Source organism: Marinimicrobium hydrolyticum (assembly GCF_030848505.1).
Lineage (GTDB): Bacteria > Pseudomonadota > Gammaproteobacteria > Pseudomonadales > Cellvibrionaceae > JAVDDU01.
The window spans coordinates 427,910-445,010 of sequence record NZ_JAVDDU010000003.1 but is presented as its reverse complement, the minus strand read 5'-3'; the positions used below and the strand labels follow the sequence as shown (position 1 = coordinate 445,010).

Annotated in this window: 17 protein-coding genes; 8 read left to right on the top strand and 9 right to left on the bottom strand. The window is 57.5% G+C overall.

Translation table 11 applies throughout. The features are described 5' to 3' along the window. The first annotated feature begins 121 nt into the window (after nt 1–121). Genes RBH33_RS08055 through RBH33_RS08040 form a run of 4 tightly spaced genes read left to right on the top strand, consistent with a single transcriptional unit; the run spans nt 122 to nt 2,839 of the window. Entirely contained in the window at nt 122–811 is a 690-nt protein-coding gene (locus RBH33_RS08055) for a MotA/TolQ/ExbB proton channel family protein (protein WP_306731646.1), read from the top strand. A gap of 44 nt (nt 812–855) precedes the next feature. Beyond that, the gene (locus tag RBH33_RS08050; protein WP_306731645.1) at nt 856–1,374 is read left to right on the top strand and encodes an ExbD/TolR family protein; all 519 of its coding nucleotides are present in this window, start codon (nt 856–858) and stop codon (nt 1,372–1,374) included. Then, nucleotides 1,371–1,892 carry an ExbD/TolR family protein gene (locus tag RBH33_RS08045; protein ID WP_306731644.1) on the top strand — a complete coding sequence of 174 codons (522 nt, stop codon included), beginning with the start codon at nt 1,371–1,373 and terminating at the stop codon, nt 1,890–1,892. Before RBH33_RS08050 ends, RBH33_RS08045 begins: the two co-directional genes overlap by 4 nt. Continuing rightward, on the top strand, nt 1,889–2,839 hold the full coding sequence (locus RBH33_RS08040) for an AgmX/PglI C-terminal domain-containing protein (protein ID WP_306731643.1): 951 nt from the start codon (nt 1,889–1,891) through the stop codon (nt 2,837–2,839). The genes RBH33_RS08045 and RBH33_RS08040 overlap by 4 nt, the downstream gene beginning before the upstream one ends. 40 nt (nt 2,840–2,879) lie before the next feature. Here RBH33_RS08040 and RBH33_RS08035 read toward each other — a convergent pair whose 3' ends face one another. Beyond that, nucleotides 2,880–3,293, bottom strand: a complete 414-nt coding sequence (locus RBH33_RS08035) for a hypothetical protein (protein ID WP_306731642.1) — start codon at nt 3,291–3,293, stop codon at nt 2,880–2,882. Nucleotides 3,294–3,505: 212 nt separating this feature from the next. Here RBH33_RS08035 and RBH33_RS08030 point away from each other — a divergent pair, with 212 nt between their 5' ends. The 3 genes from RBH33_RS08030 (at nt 3,506) to RBH33_RS08020 (ending at nt 11,066) form a co-directional block, all read left to right on the top strand. Continuing rightward, entirely contained in the window at nt 3,506–6,274 is a 2,769-nt protein-coding gene (locus RBH33_RS08030; protein WP_306731641.1) for a S8 family peptidase, read from the top strand. Nucleotides 6,275–6,675: 401 nt separating this feature from the next. Further along, the gene (locus RBH33_RS08025; protein ID WP_306731640.1) at nt 6,676–9,444 is read left to right on the top strand and encodes a S8 family peptidase; all 2,769 of its coding nucleotides are present in this window, start codon (nt 6,676–6,678) and stop codon (nt 9,442–9,444) included. 824 nt (nt 9,445–10,268) lie between these two features. Then, complete coding sequence (locus RBH33_RS08020; RefSeq protein WP_306731639.1) at nt 10,269–11,066, top strand: tRNA threonylcarbamoyladenosine dehydratase; 798 nt, start codon at nt 10,269–10,271, stop codon at nt 11,064–11,066. Nucleotides 11,067–11,069: 3 nt separating this feature from the next. Here RBH33_RS08020 and RBH33_RS08015 read toward each other — a convergent pair whose 3' ends face one another. From RBH33_RS08015 to RBH33_RS08005, 3 genes are read right to left on the bottom strand one after another with little or no spacing between them, the layout of a single operon-like run. After that, the gene (locus RBH33_RS08015; RefSeq protein ID WP_306731638.1) at nt 11,070–11,852 is read right to left on the bottom strand and encodes a TatD family hydrolase; all 783 of its coding nucleotides are present in this window, start codon (nt 11,850–11,852) and stop codon (nt 11,070–11,072) included. A 36-nt stretch (nt 11,853–11,888) separates the two neighbouring features. Then, nucleotides 11,889–12,329: a hypothetical protein gene (locus RBH33_RS08010; protein ID WP_306731637.1), complete on the bottom strand. Its 441-nt coding sequence runs from the start codon at nt 12,327–12,329 to the stop codon at nt 11,889–11,891. Continuing rightward, the gene (locus RBH33_RS08005; protein ID WP_306731636.1) at nt 12,326–13,261 is read right to left on the bottom strand and encodes an alpha/beta fold hydrolase; all 936 of its coding nucleotides are present in this window, start codon (nt 13,259–13,261) and stop codon (nt 12,326–12,328) included. The genes RBH33_RS08010 and RBH33_RS08005 overlap by 4 nt, the downstream gene beginning before the upstream one ends. Nucleotides 13,262–13,589: 328 nt before the next feature. Between RBH33_RS08005 and RBH33_RS08000 the strand changes: the two genes are divergently transcribed. Continuing rightward, the gene (locus tag RBH33_RS08000) at nt 13,590–13,772 is read left to right on the top strand and encodes a PLDc N-terminal domain-containing protein (protein WP_306731635.1); all 183 of its coding nucleotides are present in this window, start codon (nt 13,590–13,592) and stop codon (nt 13,770–13,772) included. Between the two features lie 14 nt (nt 13,773–13,786). Here RBH33_RS08000 and RBH33_RS07995 read toward each other — a convergent pair whose 3' ends face one another. Genes RBH33_RS07995 through RBH33_RS07975 form a run of 5 tightly spaced genes read right to left on the bottom strand, consistent with a single transcriptional unit; the run spans nt 13,787 to nt 17,098 of the window. Next, a complete protein-coding gene (locus RBH33_RS07995; protein WP_306731634.1) occupies nt 13,787–14,959 on the bottom strand; it encodes a DUF3570 domain-containing protein in 1,173 nt (390 codons plus the stop codon). Between the two features lie 16 nt (nt 14,960–14,975). Further along, entirely contained in the window at nt 14,976–15,200 is a 225-nt protein-coding gene (locus RBH33_RS07990; RefSeq protein ID WP_306731633.1) for a DUF4266 domain-containing protein, read from the bottom strand. Next, the gene (locus RBH33_RS07985; protein WP_306731632.1) at nt 15,197–15,673 is read right to left on the bottom strand and encodes a TlpA family protein disulfide reductase; all 477 of its coding nucleotides are present in this window, start codon (nt 15,671–15,673) and stop codon (nt 15,197–15,199) included. The genes RBH33_RS07990 and RBH33_RS07985 overlap by 4 nt, the downstream gene beginning before the upstream one ends. A gap of 34 nt (nt 15,674–15,707) precedes the next feature. Next, nucleotides 15,708–16,346, bottom strand: coding sequence for an outer membrane beta-barrel domain-containing protein (locus RBH33_RS07980; protein ID WP_306731631.1), 639 nt, complete (start codon nt 16,344–16,346; stop codon nt 15,708–15,710). Next, nucleotides 16,316–17,098 carry an SH3 domain-containing protein gene (locus tag RBH33_RS07975; RefSeq protein ID WP_306731630.1) on the bottom strand — a complete coding sequence of 261 codons (783 nt, stop codon included), beginning with the start codon at nt 17,096–17,098 and terminating at the stop codon, nt 16,316–16,318. The genes RBH33_RS07980 and RBH33_RS07975 overlap by 31 nt, the downstream gene beginning before the upstream one ends. Nucleotides 17,099–17,101 lie beyond the last annotated feature (3 nt).

Sequence of the window (17,101 nt, the reverse complement as noted above, 5' to 3'; positions counted from 1 at the left end):
GCGCCGAAGTCGCCAAAATGTCGCGCAAGTCACATTCGCAAGACTGAAAACCCGGCATACTGGGCCGCTTTGCGGCCGCACACCGGATCAATAATAACTTTAACTTAGGGCAGGATTTTTCATGGACGCCATCCATACTCTGTTGCGTTTTTTCCAGAACGGCGGACCCTTCATGTACCCCATTGCGTTGGTACTGATTGTCGGTTTGGCTGTGGCCATTGAGCGCTGGCTGTATTTGAGCCATGCCAAAATGGCCAATCGGAAAGCCTTTGAACGGGCCTTGCCGCTGCTGAAAAAGCGCGACTACCAGGGCATTATCGCGCTGGGTAAATCCAGCAACGCGCCCATCGCTCGTATCATCGCCTCCGGGGTCGCGCGCATGAGCCAGTCCCAGCGTCGGGACGACATCGAATTGGCCATGGAAGAAGGCGTGATGGAGGCCATGCCGCGCCTGGAAAAACGCACGCCTTATTTAGCCACACTGGCCAACATCGCTACTCTGCTCGGGCTCTTGGGTACCATCATCGGTTTGATCGCCGCCTTTACCGCTGTGGCCGAGGCGGACCCGGCGGAAAAAGCCGGGCTTTTGTCCCAGAGTATTTCCGTGGCCATGAACACCACCGCCTTTGGTTTGATGTCCGCCATCCCCCTACTGCTGTGCCACGCCATGTTGCAAACCAAGACCACCGAAATTATCGACAGTCTGGAAATGGCCGGGGTTAAGTGTCTGAACCTGATGGGCAATGGCGGCGGTTCACCACCGGCCGGCAAGCCCCGCCCCCAAGGTAACTTGGCCGGCGCACCGGCCTGATCGCCTCAGTAGCCACCGCCTAATAAGATGGCAGAGGGAAGCGTGTGACTCGTAGACGACTGCGACATAAAAATAAATCCGAAGCGGAACTGGATATCACCTCATTTCTGAACCTGATGATCATTCTGGTTCCGGTGTTGCTGATGAGCATGGTGTTCGCGCGTATAACCGTGCTGGAGTTAACGCTGCCCGAAAGCTCCGATGGCCAGAGCGAGAGTCAGGATCAGCCTGAGCAATTGGAGGTGGTGATCGGTGATTACTACCTGGACGTTAATTACCCCGCTGGCACACGCGTGCAGCGGATAGAACAAACGGACGTGGGCGCGCACGATTACGCGCAATTGTCCAAGCTGCTGCAGAACATCAAAGTGGAACTGCGCAATCGCGGCATCGACAAGGATGACATTGTTATTCTTTCCCAACCGGACACTGATTATCAGACGCTGGTCAGCGTTATGGATACGGTGCGTTCCTATAAAGCCGTGGTCGCCGCCTCGGTGGTGGACGCCGCTCTGTTTCCCTCCGTTTCTCTGGGCGACGCCCCAGCCGGGGAGGCACCATGAAGCAATCACTGCGCGCTCGCCGTATGGCTCGCCATCATCGCCGCATGGGCCGGGCACCGAAACTGAATCTGGTGTCCCTGATGGATATCTTCACCATTTTGGTGTTTTTCCTATTGGTGAACTCCTCGGAAGTGGAAGTGCTCACTCAGGACAAGAGCCTGCAGTTGCCCGATTCCACCTCAGCACAGCAGCCGGACAACACCCTGATGCTGATGGTCAACGCCGAGCATATTCTGGTGAACGGACGCCCGGTGGCGGCAGTGCGAGACGTCATGGCCTCGGACGAAGATTTGATCGGGCCGCTGAAAGAAGAGCTTAGTTATAGGGCCAGCCGTGCTCGCCCCCTGACCGAAGCCGAGCAGCACAGCGGGCGGCCCATTACCATCATGGGTGACCGGGCCATTCCCTACGCCTTGCTGAAGAAAATCATGGCCAGCTGCGCGGAAACCGATTACCGGGACATTGCCCTGGCGGTGCTGCAACAGGAAGGACAGGGCGGAGCGGGGGCTGAGGGATGACCCCGTTCCAAAACCCGCAACTGGAGTTGCCCTGGCAGTCATCCGTCGATGAAGATCGTCGTTTCAAACGCATTCTTCGGGGGCTGGTGATCGTCGGTTTACTGATCGGATTGATTGTACCTTTCGTACCCGTGCCGGAACTTACGCGAGAAGATCAGGCCACTTTGCCACCGCAGTTGGCGCGCATCATTCTGGAGGAAGAACCGCCTCCCCCCCCGCCCGAACCGGAACCTGAGCCGACACCAGAGCCAGAGCCGCAAGTGGAGCCCGAAGCCGAGCCGGAAGTCGTGGTTGAACCGGAGCCCGCGCCCGAACCGGAACCCACGCCCACGCAAATTCAGCAAGCCCGGGAAACCGCAGCAGCCAGCGGCCTTTTACGCCATCGGGAGGATCTGATGGCCATGCAAGAAACCCTGCAGATGGCACCGATTGAGAGCGAAACTCTGGCCCAGGGGAGCACCGAAGCCGCCCAAGTGGACCGCTCTGTGATCACCCGTCAGGCGGAGGGCGATTCGGGCGGTATTGATACCGCAGCACTCAGTCGCGATGCGGGTGAAACCGCCCTGGCTGGACGCGACACCACCCAGGTGGAAAGCGATTTGGACGCGCGTCAGGCGCAAGAGGAGCAAGCCGCCGCATCAGAGCCAGAACGCGTAACGCGGCGCAGCGATGAAGAAATTCGCCGGGTGATTGATCAGCACCTGGGTGCGATCTTTTCTATCTACAACCGCGCGCTGCGTCAGAACCCAGCCCTGCAAGGGAAAGTGGTGGTCTATCTGGTGATTGAGCCGGATGGACAGATTTCTGAGGTGCGGATCGATTCCAGCGAATTAAACGATGCCAGCTTGGAAAGCCGCATCCTGGCACGCATTCAACTGATTACCTTCGCCTCCGCCCGCGTTGCACAGGCGGAAGTCAGTTATACCTTCGATTTTTTGCCGCAATAATCAATGCCGTACGGGCCGGATTACCGGCCCGATGGATCGCCTACTGGCTTCTGCGGTGTTCCAGGCGCGCCATGTTGCTGCGGATATCGGACAGCAGCGTGTCGGTCCAGCGGCCATAGCTGCGGTGAATGACTTCAGTGCCGCGTCGAGTTCCGTAGTTCAAATTGTCGGAATCCCGATAGCTGAGAGCAATTTGGTTGTCCGCAATGGAAATATCCACTTGTAACCAGTGGTCCCGCACTTGCAGATCCGCAACCATAGTGTCGCCGCTATCCTCGGCGATGGTCCACCCGCGATTAAAGAGTGCGTCGGTGATGACTTCTTTCGCTTCCGCAGTAGTCAAGCTTTCGGGGATGGCCAATGGCTCGGGATTTTCTAAGGGTGCAATGCGCTGTGCAAACACCAAGCTTGGCACCAGGGCCAGTAATACCAAGATCAGTCGGATAAATTTCACAATTCGGGCTCCTTGATACGTCGTGGTAAGGTGCGGCGTGTCATAAAATACCTTTTACTCGCCGCTGGGCGGACTATAACGACCGGCCATTAATTGCGTCAATGAGTTATGTGGTTAGTTCTATTTTCTGTCTGCAAACCGCCAACGGCACAAATTTTAACCTATAGTTACAGTCGTATTTATCAACATAAAGCCAAGCAGGAGCTTGTATCATGTCCTATCGTGGCTCGTCGTCACTATTCCTCACCGCATTCTTAGTGCTGAGCGCCTGCAGTGGTGGTTCTGGGTCCTCGGGACCTGAGAGTCCGAACGATACTCAGGAGCCCCCACAGTATACGGTAGCCGTGACTGTCACCGGGTCCGGAGAAGTCAGCCCAACACAGCAGCGAATCCCTGAAGGCGAACGCGCCAGCATTGAGCTACTCCCGGAGCCGGGCTTTCGGGTCAGCAACGCCAGTGGCTGCGGTGGTTCTTTGGAAGGTACTCAGTACACCACCGGGGTTCTTACGGCGGATTGTTCAGTGACCGTAGAGTTTATTCCCAAGGGCGGGGTGTCGGGTGTGTTGTTGCCTGCTTTCGGCACCAGCGTGGATGAAACCATTAATGACGTCCAGGCCGATCTTGGCGAAAACAGTAGCTGCGAACAAGCTCAGCCCATTGATAACCGGGCTACATTGCACGGGTTCGCCTCCGCTTCGGGTACCGAAGGTGATCCGGCCCAGGAGCATTTTGCCGATAGCGGCAATCCCAAGGACTTTTACCGGGTGTCCTTAGGCGTCGGGCAAGTGGTACAGCTGGACGTGGCCGATTATCAGGAAGGTGAACACGAGCTCGAGCTGTACTTGCGGAATGCGGATTGCAGCCGCCTGATCGCCAGCTCTACCGATGGCGGTGAAATGCATAGGGTTTCGGCGCCATTGGGCGGTGAGCGGGTGATCGAAGTCCGGGCAAGTGCGGGGGTTTCCAAATATGTATTGCGGGTGACCACGGTTTGGGACAGCGGACACTATAACGACGAAGATCTGGAAACCTACAGTGCCACAGTGCCGGAGTTTGTCCCCGGGGAAGTGATCATCACCTTTGCCCCAGATGCCGGCAACCAGCCCCATGACGCTTTGAGCACGGCACTTAATCGTGCCAAAGGTCGCCAGCTTAGTTTCCGTCACTACGATACGGATCGAGCCACCCTGGCTCGGGTGGAAAATACGGTGGACCGAGCCAATCTAACCGTACGTCTTTCCAGCGTGTTGGATAATCTCAAGGAGCGCAACGAGCTCGCCTACGAGGTGATTCAAAACCTGCAAATCATCGACTTCCTGTCGCAACAGCCTGGTGTACAGTTCGCCGAGCCCAACTATGTGCTCAGGCATCAGACTACTCCCAACGATACGCACTATGGTCACCAATGGCACTACAATCAGATTGACTTGCCGGACGCCTGGCAAGTGACTTTGGGCGCACGCGAGGATGGAGAGGACGTAATCGTCGCGGTCTTGGATACCGGTGTTTACCTGAATCACGAGGACCTGCGGGACAAGATGCTGCCCGGCTATGACTTCCACGATGGCAACGACGATCCGGACGAAAAAAATGGCAACAGCAATTGGCATGGCACCCACGTCGCCGGCACCGTGGGAGCGTCAACGAACAACAGCATAGGCGTTGCCGGTGTGTCCTGGCAGGCCAAAATCATGCCGGTGCGAGTGCTGGGTGACGAAGGCGGTAGTCGCTACAACGTCATTCAGGGGGTGCGTTACGCGGCGGGCCTTAGCAATGACAGCGGCACTGTGCCCGAGCGGCGAGCGGACGTGATCAATATGAGCCTTGGCGGTGGTGGCCACTCCGGGTCAGAGCAGAATCTCTACCATCAAGTACGCAGTGAGGGCACGCTGCTGGTGGCTGCCGCGGGCAACGAGGATACAGATCAGCCCATGTACCCCGCCGCTTACGACGGAGTATTGTCCGTCGCAGCCACCGATTGCCGGGATCGGCGCGCGGGCTACTCCAATTACGGTCCCACCATCAGTCTGGCGGCGCCGGGCGGAGGCACAAACTGCCTGGGAAATTCCAATGGCGGAATTCTCAGCACCGTTGGTGATGACAGCGGCGAAAGCCTCGAGTCCGCTTACGCTTGGCTACAGGGCACTTCCATGGCGTCCCCCCATGTGGCGGGCGTACTAGCTTTGATGCGCGCGGTCTACCCCGATTTAACTCCGAATCAGGTCGATGCCCTCTTGGAAAGCGGCGAACTGACGGATGAGTTGGACGACGACAGTTTGGGGTTCGGGCTTATCAACGCCGCGAAAGCGGTTCAGGCCGCCGAAGACTTACGGGAGGGCGGAGAAACCGCAGCACGGGTGATCGCCGACCCGGCCACACTTTATCTGGGGCAGGACTCCGAGGCTGAACTGGAATTGCGCCAGGAGGGCGAAGGCCAGGCGCCTACTCTGACTCAGCTCCAAAGCGAGGATGGCTGGTTAAGTGCCAGCGAGGAGGAGGTTGACGAGAATGGGCTCGGTCGTTACCGGGTGCAGGTGGATCGCAGCGCCTTCGAAGAAGAGGATCACGGCTATCACAGCAGTGAGTTGGTGTTCAGTTTCAGCAACGACACGGAGATTCGCGTGGGGGTGCATATACAAGTGGGCTATGCATCGGAAGCCGCGCCCATTTACGTGCTGCTGCTTGATGCAGACACTCAAGAGCCTGTGCGCCAAGTGCTTGCCAGCTGGACCAGCGCCGGCGAGCTTCGCTATGAGCTCGAAGGTGTTGAGCCGGGAGACTACCTGCTCATCGCCGGCTCGGATATCGACGCCGACAAGCAGATTTGCCAACCTGGTGAAATGTGCGGTGCTTACCCCAGTTTTGAGGTCCGGGAAAGGATTACTATCACCGACGCCATGATGGAAGACCTTGATATACCACTGGATATACTCACGCGTTTCCGTCCTTTTGATGTCGAGCCAGTGATGCGGCTGCATTAAAACCGCACCCGGGGGGAACGCTTGCGCCCGCCTATTGTTACCTATGTGGCCGGCTTCCATCATTGCTTGTGTGCCCGGCTCAACAGAACGCGGCAAATGCAGGGACGCTGCTTGATCGCCTGCCCATCGTAACCAAATCCCGGCAAGAACTTTTCTACGCCGACCATGTCTCATCTTGCGCCTACTGTAAAGCCTGCCTAATGCGCGGGCCGAGCGCGGATTCGACCGGTGGACCCGGCGCAGTGAGTGATTACCGCTCACGTCTTACCACGGACCACAATCACCCCTGCTGCAAGCTACCCCCGCCCTCTTCTGGTGAACCAAAGCGACGCCTGAATTCCCTGGCTCGACTCGCACTTCTGAAGGCGCCTATTAAAACTTTTGTGCAATGGGAGCATGTCATGTCCTGCCGATTTATTACCGTTCTGTTCACCGGCGTGCTCGCTCTTTTAAGTGGGTGTGGCGGCGAAGGTTCCGGCATCTCCGGGGGGCAAACCCACGGCAGTGTTCAAGGGCAGTCTGAGTACGCCGTTACGGTGGTCATCACTGGCGCTGGCGACGCGCTGCCCGAGCGGTCAGGCGCGCGCGCGGGAGAGCGGGTCAGCATTGATTTACTCCCCGCCGAGGGCTTTCGGGTTGCCAATGCCAAAGGTTGCGGCGGGAGCCTGGAGCAAACCCGCTTTACCACTTCGGCCTTGGAAGGCGACTGTACGGTGGAGGTGGAATTTATTCCCAAAGGCGGTATCTCGGGTGCCTTGTTGCCTGTGTACGGCTCTGTTGTGGACGAGACAATTAACGATACTCGTGCCACCTTGGGAGAAAACACCGCCTGCGAGCAAGCTCAGGAGATCGATAACCGAGCGGTGCTGCACGGGTTTGTGTCATCCGAAGGTACGGGCGGTGATCCGGCGAAAGAGCACTTCGCTGAAATGGAAAACCCTGGCGATTTTTATCGTGTGTCTCTGGGCCCTGGCCAGGTGGTTCAACTGGAGGTGGCCGACCATGAGCAGGGAGAGAACGAACTGGGATTGTATCTGTGGAGTGCGGACTGCAGCCGTGCCATTGCTTCGTCAACACGCGGCGAAGACGTTGAGCATCTGTCCGTGCCCATGGGCGGCGAGCGTGTGATCGAGGTGCGCGCGAAAGAACGCAGCGATTCCAAATACGTACTCCGAGTAACCACCGCCTGGGAGAGCAGCCATTACGATGAAGACGACCTGGAAACTTACAGCGCTGAAGTGCCGGAGCTTGTTCCCGGTGAAATAATCATCTCGTTTGCCCCGAATGCCGACAGTCGAGCTCACGAGGTACTGAGCGCCGTCTTGGAGCGGGTGAAAGGTCGGGAGCTGAGCTTTCTGCATCAGGACCTGGATCGACCCACCCTGGCACGCGTGGCGGATACGGTGGACTTCTCAAGGTTAACCCTGGCCATGAACCGCGCTATGGAAAACCTGAAAGAGCGCAATGAAACCGCCTACCAGGTGATCGAGACCTTGCAACTTGCCGACTTTTTGTCCCGCCAACCGGGCGTGGAGTTCGCTGAGCCTAACTACATTCTCCGTCCCCAAGTGACGCCCAACGACCCCGGATTTCCGCATCAGTGGCACTATGACCAGATTGATTTGCCGCAAGCCTGGCAGTTGACGCTGGGCGGCCGCACCGATGGCGAGGATGTGGTTGTGGCGGTGCTGGATACCGGTGTGTATCTCGATCACGTCGACCTGCGCGACCAACTGCTACCGGGCTACGACTTCCATGACCGCGACTCCGACCCGGATGAAAACAACGGCACCAGCGGTTGGCACGGTACCCATGTGGCGGGCACAATCGCCGCCTCCACTCACAACGGTCGGGGTGTCTCCGGCGTCTCCTGGCGCGCCAGAATTCTCCCGGTACGAGTGCTCGGCGAAAGTGGCGGTACTCGCTACAACGTAATACAGGGCGTTCGCTACGCGGCGGGGCTGAGTAACGACAGCGGTACCCTGCCCGAGCGGCGCGCCGATGTGATCAATATGAGCCTTGGCGGCGGCGGGCACTCCGGGGCTGAGCAAAACCTTTACCAGCGAGTGAGGCGCGAGGGCGTACTGCTAGTGGCGGCTGCGGGTAATAGCGGTAACGATCAGCCAATGTATCCCGCCGCCTATGAGGGTGTTTTGTCTGTGGGCGCCACTGATTGCGCCGATCGCCGGGCTGGCTATTCCAACTTTGGCCCGACGCTCAGTCTTTCAGCGCCGGGCGGTGGCCGTGGCTGTTTTGGGACTACCCGCGGCGGGATTCTAAGCACTATGGGGCAGGGCAGCGATGATGCACGGGAATCCAGCTATGGGTGGTTGCAGGGCACCTCCATGGCGGCTCCGCATGTAGCGGGTGTATTGGCTTTGATGCGGGCCGTCTATCCGGACCTGACTCCGAGCCAAGTGGACACCCTGTTGGCGAATGGCGATCTCACCGACGACGTAGGTCTTGAGCAGTTAGGGCGCGGCCGAATAAACGCCGCCAAGGCGGTGGAGGCAGCCCAGAATCTGGCCTATGGCGACGTCGCCGCTCGTGTGGCTGCGAGCCCTTCGGTACTTTACTTGGGTCATGACTCAAGCGCCGTGCTGGATTTGGTGCAGGAGAGTGAAGGTTTCCCTTTAACCGTAATCGATATTCGGAGTGACGATTGGCTGACCATTCGTGAAGTGGATGTCGACAGGCGTGGCTTGGGGCGCTACCGGGTTGAGGTTGACCGGAGTGCTTTCGACGAAGCGGATTTTGGTGAGCAAAGCGGTGAAGTGCGCTTCAGTTTCGATAATGACACTGAGGTAATCGTCGCGACTCATATACAAGTGGGTTTTGCCACCGAGGTTGCCCCCATTTATGTGTTGTTGCTTGATGCTGCCACAGGGGAGCCAGTACGTGAAGTGCCCGCCCGCTGGAACGGCGCGGGTGAACTTCGTTACCGTATCGAAGGGATTGCTCCCGGTGATTATTTTCTGGTGGCGGGCTCGGACATTGATGCCGATGAGGAGCTTTGCCAGGTGGGTGAAATGTGCGGTGCCTACCCAAGCTATGAGGTGCGCAGGCGAGTCTCTGTCAACGATTCTGAGCTGATGGATATGAACATATCCCTGGATATTCTCACACGACTCCGGGCTTTTGAGGCCGAGCCGGTGATGCGGATGCAATAGTCTGTACTCCGATCGCTTTTGGGAAAGACGTCGGTGGTTTTGATCGAGTGCTGCGAGTGGGGCAGGCACACCCGGACACGCTGTAAATACATCCCTGTAAGCTCGGATGCAGCATCCATGCTGCATACGGTCCGGGAATGCCTGCCCCACTCTCCGCGGTGCCACTTTGAAAGTCTCGGGAAATAAGGAAGTTGGGAATGACTTCCGTACACTGAAATGGATTCCCGTCTCTAATCGAAGTCGAGGATGAAGTTTTTTCGCGAGCGGGAAACGCAGAGGTAGGTTCTTCATATCGTCATCTCCGCGAAAGCGGAGATCCAATCACGGTACAGATTCTGGCATCTCTGAACAACACAGCTGGTACAAAGGTCGATTGGGTAAGGCTTACTGGCACCTAACGTCCCGTAAGGGTTTGGGGAGCTACCTCCGGGACTGTATGCAGCAGGGGTGAGGGCAAGCGTATGCAAGGCACTGCCTTGCGCGCCGACCGAACGACCGAAACCTACGGTTGAGGGCCGGTCCGCTTGCGGCCGCATCCAAGCCTACAGGGAAGTATCTACGGCGTGTCCCGGAGGTAGATCGCCAAACCCAGCCTCCGCCGTTCATTTCGAGCGCCGAAGCCGAGTAGCACACCCAATAACCACCCAGGGCAGCCCTATGAAGTCTCAAATTCGCTTATTTATTCCAGAGCAATACGCTTTCGTGGGAATGGCCAGAACCGGTTCCCTGTGTTTTAAAATTCTCGTATAAACGCTTCTCACCCTGGCGCATTTCCTTTTAACTGCCTATCATCGGCGTCTGTTTTTTTAACACCCAAGTACCTTATGACATCCTCAGAACTAAATCCCGAATACCTGCAACGTTTTGGTGCCATTGCGCGGCTTTACGGCGAGTCCGCCTTAGTCGCGCTTTCCCGCGCCCATTTTGTGGTGGTGGGGCTGGGTGGCGTGGGCAGTTGGACCGCCGAGGCTCTGGCGCGCTCGGGTGTGGGCGAATTGACCTTGATTGAGCTGGATGGTGTCTGCGTCACCAACACCAATCGCCAGCTCCACGCCTTAAAACCCCATCTGGGTGATTCCAAAAACCGTGTGATTACGGAACGGCTGAAAGCCATCAATCCGGATCTCGTCGTGCATTCGGAAGAGAGTTTTCTGACCCGCGACAATATGACCAGTTTGATTGACCGCAGGCATCATGTGGTGGTGGATGCCATAGATTCCGCCCACGTCAAAGCGCGTTTAGCGGCCTATTGCAGCGCCATCAAATTACGTCTGGTGATGGTGGGTTCATCCGGTGGCAAACGGGATCCTGGGAAAATTAAAATCAGCGATCTGGGTGCCACGAGCTACGACCCCATGCTGCGCAAGGTGCGTACACTTTTGTACCGTCAGCATAATTTTTCCCGTGACCGTCGACGTCGCTTTGGCGTTGACGCCATCTACTCCGATGAGCAAATGACCTACCCGCAGCCGGACGGCTCGGCGTGCGGGGAAAAGCATCTGGGCGAGGGCGTAAAACTGGACTGTGGCGGCGGTCTGGGTTCGGTGGTAATGGTGACCGGTTCCTTCGGCTTAGTCGCGGCGGGTCGAGCCATTGATCGCTATCTGGAACAGTACCTTTAACTTTTATAACTTGAACAGTCGGCGGGCGTTGGCCGTTGTTTGTTCCGCAATAACGTTCAAAGGCACATCGTGCAGCTCCGCCAAGGCTTGCGCAATAGCGGGAATCCGCTCCGGGCTGTTGCGCTCGCCCTGGTGGCCGCACAGCGGCATATCGGGTGCGTCCGTTTCCAGCAGCAAAGCTTCCAACGGCATACGCCGTAAAGCCTCGCGGGTTTTGTGGGCCCGCTCATAGGTGATGGTGCCGCCCACACCCAAGTAAAAACCTAACTTCCAATATTCCTGTGCCATTTCCAAACTGCCGGTAAAGGCGTGAATGACACCGCCCTGTTCCACCGGATGCGCTTTCAGTAACCGCAGCAGGGGATTGTGGGCGCGCACGTTGTGAATGATGATCGGCAGCGACACCTCGCGAGCCACGTCCAGGTGTAAGGCGAGGGCGTCTTCCTGATGCTCTTGAGGCGTATCGATCAGCAGGTCCAGCCCGCACTCGCCCACAGCGACACAGCCTGGTTGCTGTAACGCATCGAGGAGGGGACTGCGGAGCGAGTTTAGATCTTGGTTTCTAAGTACGTCCTTCAACCACCAGGGGTGCAGCCCGGCGGCGTGATAAATGCCTGGGTGCTCCCGACTTAAGGTAGCGGCTTTGGCCCACTGCTCGGGTGCCACACCGGGGACCACCATCTGGGTTAAGCCCCGTTCTTGGCAGCGCCGCCAGATTTCGGTTCGGTCGGGGTCAAACGCTTCGAAATCGAAGTGGCAGTGACTATCGAAAAACTCCCCGGGCATGCAGTAGTATCCTTGGGCAACGGTTTGTGCAGTAGTTTACTTCGCCTTGCCCCGGACTCGTCTGACCGACAAGTGAATCGCTAGAGGCAGCAGCGCCACCGTGGGCGCCAACAGGGTAAAGCCGACGCGATCCTCCGGTACCTGACCCGCTCCTAGTACCAATTGCTCAATGGCGATGACCAGGCTGATTAAGCCGATCAAGGCGGTCACGCTCAGCAGTATCAGCCATGGCAGGCCCTTGGCGGCCAGTCCTGCCGCGCCGGTTTTAAGGTAGCCTACTCCCAGTCGCCAGGCGGATACAACGCCGAGCACCGACAAGACGACCCAAACATCGAACAGAATCTGTATGGGGGCGGGGTTGGGGATCGGATAGGCCACATAAGACAAACCCACCAGCGCCAGCATAAACAGCGTCACCGGCAATACCAGCAGCAACAGTTGGGCACCTATGACCACCTTTTCCGTACGCTCGGTCATGACGATACCTCCCTGGCCATAAACTCCCGGGTGGCCTTAGTCAGCGCTTCCGGCGCGGTAAAGACCAGAGTATGTGCCACATCGGGAACAAGCACTAACTCTCCTCGAGGAAACAGCTGCGCCAGTTCCTCACAGAATTCCTGATAGGCGACAGGATCGTGCTCGCCTCTCATGATCAAAGTAGGTGCCTGGATTCTTGGGGCTTTTTTCTCGATGGGATCACGCACCTGATAAATGTACGATTGGATCAGCCGCAACGCGCCGGCGCGGTCATAATCTTCCTGGGTAACGTCGCCCAACCACATGGGATTGTACGGCTCGTTTTGCCGCCAGCGGGTGAACTGGCGAAATGCTGAACGTTCCTCTGGGGGTGTGGTGGGTCCCTGCAAGAGCAACCGTTCCGTGTATTCAGGATAGCGGGCAGCCAGTTCGACAATGACCTGGCATCCGAACGAATTGCCCAAAAACGAAGCCCTGGGCAGGCGGATGGCATCCATCCAGTCCACCAACCAGTCCGCCATTTCCTCTACGTTGAGTATTTTCCCCGGGTCGCCACTGGCACCGTAACCGGGAATGTCGGGAACGTAGATAGGAAAATACGGTGTCAGCATGCGCGCTGTGGGAATCATGTATTGGCCGGACAGTCCGGAACCGTGCACCAACACCAAAGGCGGCGCGTCCGGCGGCGCAGCGTCCACGGAAATAAGCGCGTGCATGGAGATATCGTTGACCGTGGTCATTCTGGACTGGAGAGACCCGGGATCCATCCACTCTGATCGCGGCGGGATGTCCGGCGCCAGAGGCCGTTCGTCGTTATTGCAACCCGCCAGCAAGGCGCCGCCGCCTAGTCCGCATAAGCGCAGAAACTGGCGGCGCCCCAGGCGGCTGGAACCGGTGCTTAAACTCATGCCTGTCGTCGGTTTGTGTTCCATACTGACCGCTCCGAGATGAGTCGAGGAGTCTGCTCGTAGAGTATTTGTCAGTGGCAGTGGTATTTCGTTCGCGACGTTTCGACGCGGGATGTTGAGCTCTTTCGGGTTAGGCCTTAGACTCAAAGGCAGCTAGCTTGGCGAAAGCTGGGTCCCCGCTTTCGCGGGGACGACGACTGGGGAACGGTGGAAGTGCTGTCTGCCGGGTTCAGAGCCACGCTCGACGAGTGCTCGTTGCTGTTTTCGAGATCTTATCAGCCCGTTCGTCATTCCCGCGTACGCGGGAATCCAGTAAGCCAAGCTGAATAAACATCAAGAGGAGAACAAGGATATGCGTGTAGAAGTGGGTGGAATACTTGGACTTATCCTGTTGGCGTGCGTTATCTACGCCATTGTGAAAACCGTGGAAAGCTCCGCTTCCACGGGCGCGAAAGTGGTGTGGATATTGGTGTTGCTGTTGTTGCCACTATTTGGCTTTATTGTGTGGTTGCTGTTTGGTCCGCGAAAGCGTTGATCGAGCGTTGGCCGTTAAAACCAGAAAGAAAAATAAAAGCGGATAACATTGGCGGCGGAACCATACAGCGGTTCTTCGCCGAGGGCGTAATCCTGGGGCGAAACCGTTACGTCCCTAAAGTCGTGGTAATTAAAGTCAATTCGATCCCAATAAAAATTGACGGTGCTGCGCTCAAACCCAGGGATCAAACCTCGAGGCAGTTCGTAGGTGGCGCCTAAGCCATAGGTTAAAGAATCAAATGGCCCCATTTCCTTATCCCGAGCCATAAAGTTTTGTGCGTCCCGGAAGTCGAACAAATCCTGATAAAATCGTGCGCCGGTCTGTTCATAGTGCCTGACTTTGAATTCCAGTAGCCAAGCATCCCGTAGCGAGTGCGTATAACGCAGCTCGACGTTTTCGGCTGTGATGTCCCAGTTATCTTCGAAGTAGCGATACTCCGCACGCAGAGCTCCGCGCCAGGGTAGGTGGTAAAGCGCCCGCAGGCCGAAGGCGTCGCTGTTGCGGGTATTGGGGTAAACCTCGGTCTGAAAACTGTAACCGCGCTCGCTGCCAAGGTCACGATAGCGAATGAAGCGGTAGGGATTATTGATATAGCCCTGATCAAGGGCGGCTTCGTAACTGAATTCGGTGACCAAGCTGGTGGTAAGAATCTGTGTTAGGGTGAGGCTGTACCGACGTCGCTCCAGTTCCTCTTCAAAATCCGGTCGATCGTTTCGTCCCACTACATCGCGACCGTAACTGACGCCCATGCTGACTGTGGTGAGATCGCCAAAGAACGTTTGGCTGACGTTAAGGCTGAACGTCTCAGCGTCGTAATCGTTTTCCTGGCTGTTGGCGTAACCCACACTGATCAGTGTTCGGTCGCGCAGATAGTCGAGGCCGAGATTGTATTCCGTGCGCTCCTCCCGGTAGGGGCTGGCTCCGGAGTCCACGTCCACTCCGGCAGCGCGCACATCCAGGGACGCACCGCTGACAGTGTCCACATAGTATTTGCCGCTCAGAGAAACCGAATTGCCCACATTCTTGCGCACCAGTATGGCTGGCCCGTCGATCTTGACGCCGCCACCTTCGTAGCTGTGATAGAGAATGTCGATACGTTCATCGGGCAATACGGCAGCGGCGGGGTAGGTTATCCCGCAAAGCAGCAAGGTGCCCAGTGTCACTCGCCAGGATCTTGTCTCACTCACGCGAGTTAACCACCGGCTAATTACAGCCACAGCCGCCTCCGGAACTGCCGTCAGCACCGCGGGCCGATTCCCGCGCGTCGTTTACGTGATGCAGATAACTGCTGGCGACGGGGTCCCGGTCAAAACTCATGATCGGGTCGGCGAGCTTCTGGCGCTCGTAGGGCTGTACCCAGGGCTGCACGCCGCAGGCGCCCAGCAATAGGCACAGACTCAAGACGCTGATTGTTCCGAACCAATTCATTCGCGGATCAGCTCGCGAATCTGGGCACGGTATTTTTCCTCATCGCCCGGCCGGTAGCCGCGGTTCACGTAGCGGACTTGCCCGTCCCGATCCACCATAACGGTGGTGGGCATGGCGCTGACCTGATACTTGCGGCTGACTTCACTGGTGGGGTCGTACAAAATCGGGAAGGAAACGCCCACATCTTCCAGAAAGCGTTTCGCAGCGCGGTTGTCCTGCTCCACGTTCACGCCGAACAACGTAAAACCAGCGCGTTCGTAGCGTTGGTACAGTTCGTCCAGAATGGGCATTTCTTCCCGGCAGGGAGCGCACCAGGAAGCCCAAAAGTTGATCATGACCACTTTGCCGCGTTGTTCGGCCAAGCGCAGGTTTTCACCGGAATCGGTTTTTAGGGTAAAGTCCGGTGCGGGCTCGGCGTGGGCGCCAGCCGCTAAAAAAATGGCCAGAAAGCCCCAGCATAAAATATTCCGCATAAGTAACCTCGTTTGTTAAATAGTGGCAACCATTCTAAAAGAAAACCGACACACCCATGCGCGCTTCCAGGTTGTTGACTTGCACTTCCCGGCCCAGGAGTTCGTGCGTGAACACATGGCCGCGCATACTGATATCCAAGGCCAGCCAATCGGTAGTGTAGAGTCGCAGGCCCGCGCCCAGGTTGTAAGTAAAATACTCCTGCGCGGCAAAGGTGGTGTTGCCGGCTCCGGCGATGATGTAGGCGTTGGTGTTGAAGGTCCAGTTTTCGCTCAAATAAATTTGCCCAGGAAACAAATTATAGCCCAGGGACAGATTGTAATACCGGTATTCGCGTTCATCCTCTGTGAGTAGGGCGACGGAGCCGCTGAGCAGTTCATAGCTGGTTTCCCGGGTTTCCGTTACGCCATAGGCGGCCTCAAAGAAAACGCGCTCGGTGGCGTGGTAGGCAAGGGTCAGCCCCATCACCGGGTTGCTGCCGAAATCCTCGACGCTAAACAAGCCGTAGAAAACGCCCAGCTCGAAATTCTCCGAGTCGAGTTTGCTCTCTTTCACGTGGCGCCGCTCGACCTCGGGGCTGGCAATGTCTTCGAGTATGTCCCGCTCAGCCCAGGCCAGACTCGGCCCCAGCGCTAGCACGGCGGCTAGAAAAATACGTTGAAACCTAGTTTCCATTCGTTAATCTCTTCGTTGGTTTCTCGGCTGGTCAAAATCTGGTGGTTGGTGTATTCCACACGCAGAAAAAACCGGCGGCTGAGGTACACATAGGTTCCCAGGCTGGCTTGCAGCAGGTTGTCTTCCCGGTCCTGGGCCTCCACCAGAGTGGCGCTGGGAAGGGTTTTGATGCGCCCGGCGGCTATGCCAAAAAACGGCGATACTCGCCATTCGGGGAAGGGCTGATGCAGCAGCCCCAAAGTGGCCATGCGGCTGTCGGAATACTGGCCGGTGTTTTGGCCGACGCGCAGCTCGGTGGTCAACTGCGGTGTAAAGCGGTAGCCCAGGCTGGCGTTCAGTGAATCGGCCCCGGCAAAGTCGCCTACGCTGACTCCCAGCTCAAAGCGGCGCGCTAGATAATCGCTTTGCCCGGGATCTACCATGGTCGGGGGCAGACCGTCCGGCCCCAGAGTGTGGCGTAAGGCTTCGCGTTGGATCCAGCCTTGCTGGCCGCGCCGGGTTTCAACTTTTATCCAGTCGGTGCGCCGTTTCAGCAGCGTGATCTGCTCGCCCCGCTCCACCACATGAAAAATGGGGTAGCCGCGTCCCGGCCCGGTGTAGACGTCAATGTACGCGCTGTTGACACTCACCTGCAGAGGTTTCGCCTGAGCAGGAGAGGCGAACACAAGCCCGAGCGACAGCGCGAGCAGCCAAAGGGGCGCCCAGAGGTGTCTAGTGGCGGGCGCGGAAACAACGCGGGCAGCTGCTCTCATGAG

Bases quoted from the DNA above. Each gene is read 5' to 3' on its own strand.
- RBH33_RS08055 (WP_306731646.1), top strand. From the start codon at position 122: ATGGACGCCATCCATACTCTGTTGCGTTTTTTCCAGAACGGCGGACCC.
- RBH33_RS08045 (WP_306731644.1), top strand. From the start codon at position 1,371: ATGAAGCAATCACTGCGCGCTCGCCGTATGGCTCGCCATCATCGCCGC.
- RBH33_RS08040 (WP_306731643.1), top strand. From the start codon at position 1,889: ATGACCCCGTTCCAAAACCCGCAACTGGAGTTGCCCTGGCAGTCATCC.
- RBH33_RS08030 (WP_306731641.1), top strand. From the start codon at position 3,506: ATGTCCTATCGTGGCTCGTCGTCACTATTCCTCACCGCATTCTTAGTG.
- RBH33_RS08025 (WP_306731640.1), top strand. From the start codon at position 6,676: ATGTCCTGCCGATTTATTACCGTTCTGTTCACCGGCGTGCTCGCTCTT.
- RBH33_RS08020 (WP_306731639.1), top strand. From the start codon at position 10,269: ATGACATCCTCAGAACTAAATCCCGAATACCTGCAACGTTTTGGTGCC.
- RBH33_RS08015 (WP_306731638.1), bottom strand. From the start codon at position 11,852: ATGCCCGGGGAGTTTTTCGATAGTCACTGCCACTTCGATTTCGAAGCG.
- RBH33_RS08010 (WP_306731637.1), bottom strand. From the start codon at position 12,329: ATGACCGAGCGTACGGAAAAGGTGGTCATAGGTGCCCAACTGTTGCTG.
- RBH33_RS08005 (WP_306731636.1), bottom strand. From the start codon at position 13,261: ATGGAACACAAACCGACGACAGGCATGAGTTTAAGCACCGGTTCCAGC.
- RBH33_RS08000 (WP_306731635.1), top strand. From the start codon at position 13,590: ATGCGTGTAGAAGTGGGTGGAATACTTGGACTTATCCTGTTGGCGTGC.
- RBH33_RS07990 (WP_306731633.1), bottom strand. From the start codon at position 15,200: ATGAATTGGTTCGGAACAATCAGCGTCTTGAGTCTGTGCCTATTGCTG.
- RBH33_RS07985 (WP_306731632.1), bottom strand. From the start codon at position 15,673: ATGCGGAATATTTTATGCTGGGGCTTTCTGGCCATTTTTTTAGCGGCT.
- RBH33_RS07980 (WP_306731631.1), bottom strand. From the start codon at position 16,346: ATGGAAACTAGGTTTCAACGTATTTTTCTAGCCGCCGTGCTAGCGCTG.
- RBH33_RS07975 (WP_306731630.1), bottom strand. From the start codon at position 17,098: ATGAGAGCAGCTGCCCGCGTTGTTTCCGCGCCCGCCACTAGACACCTC.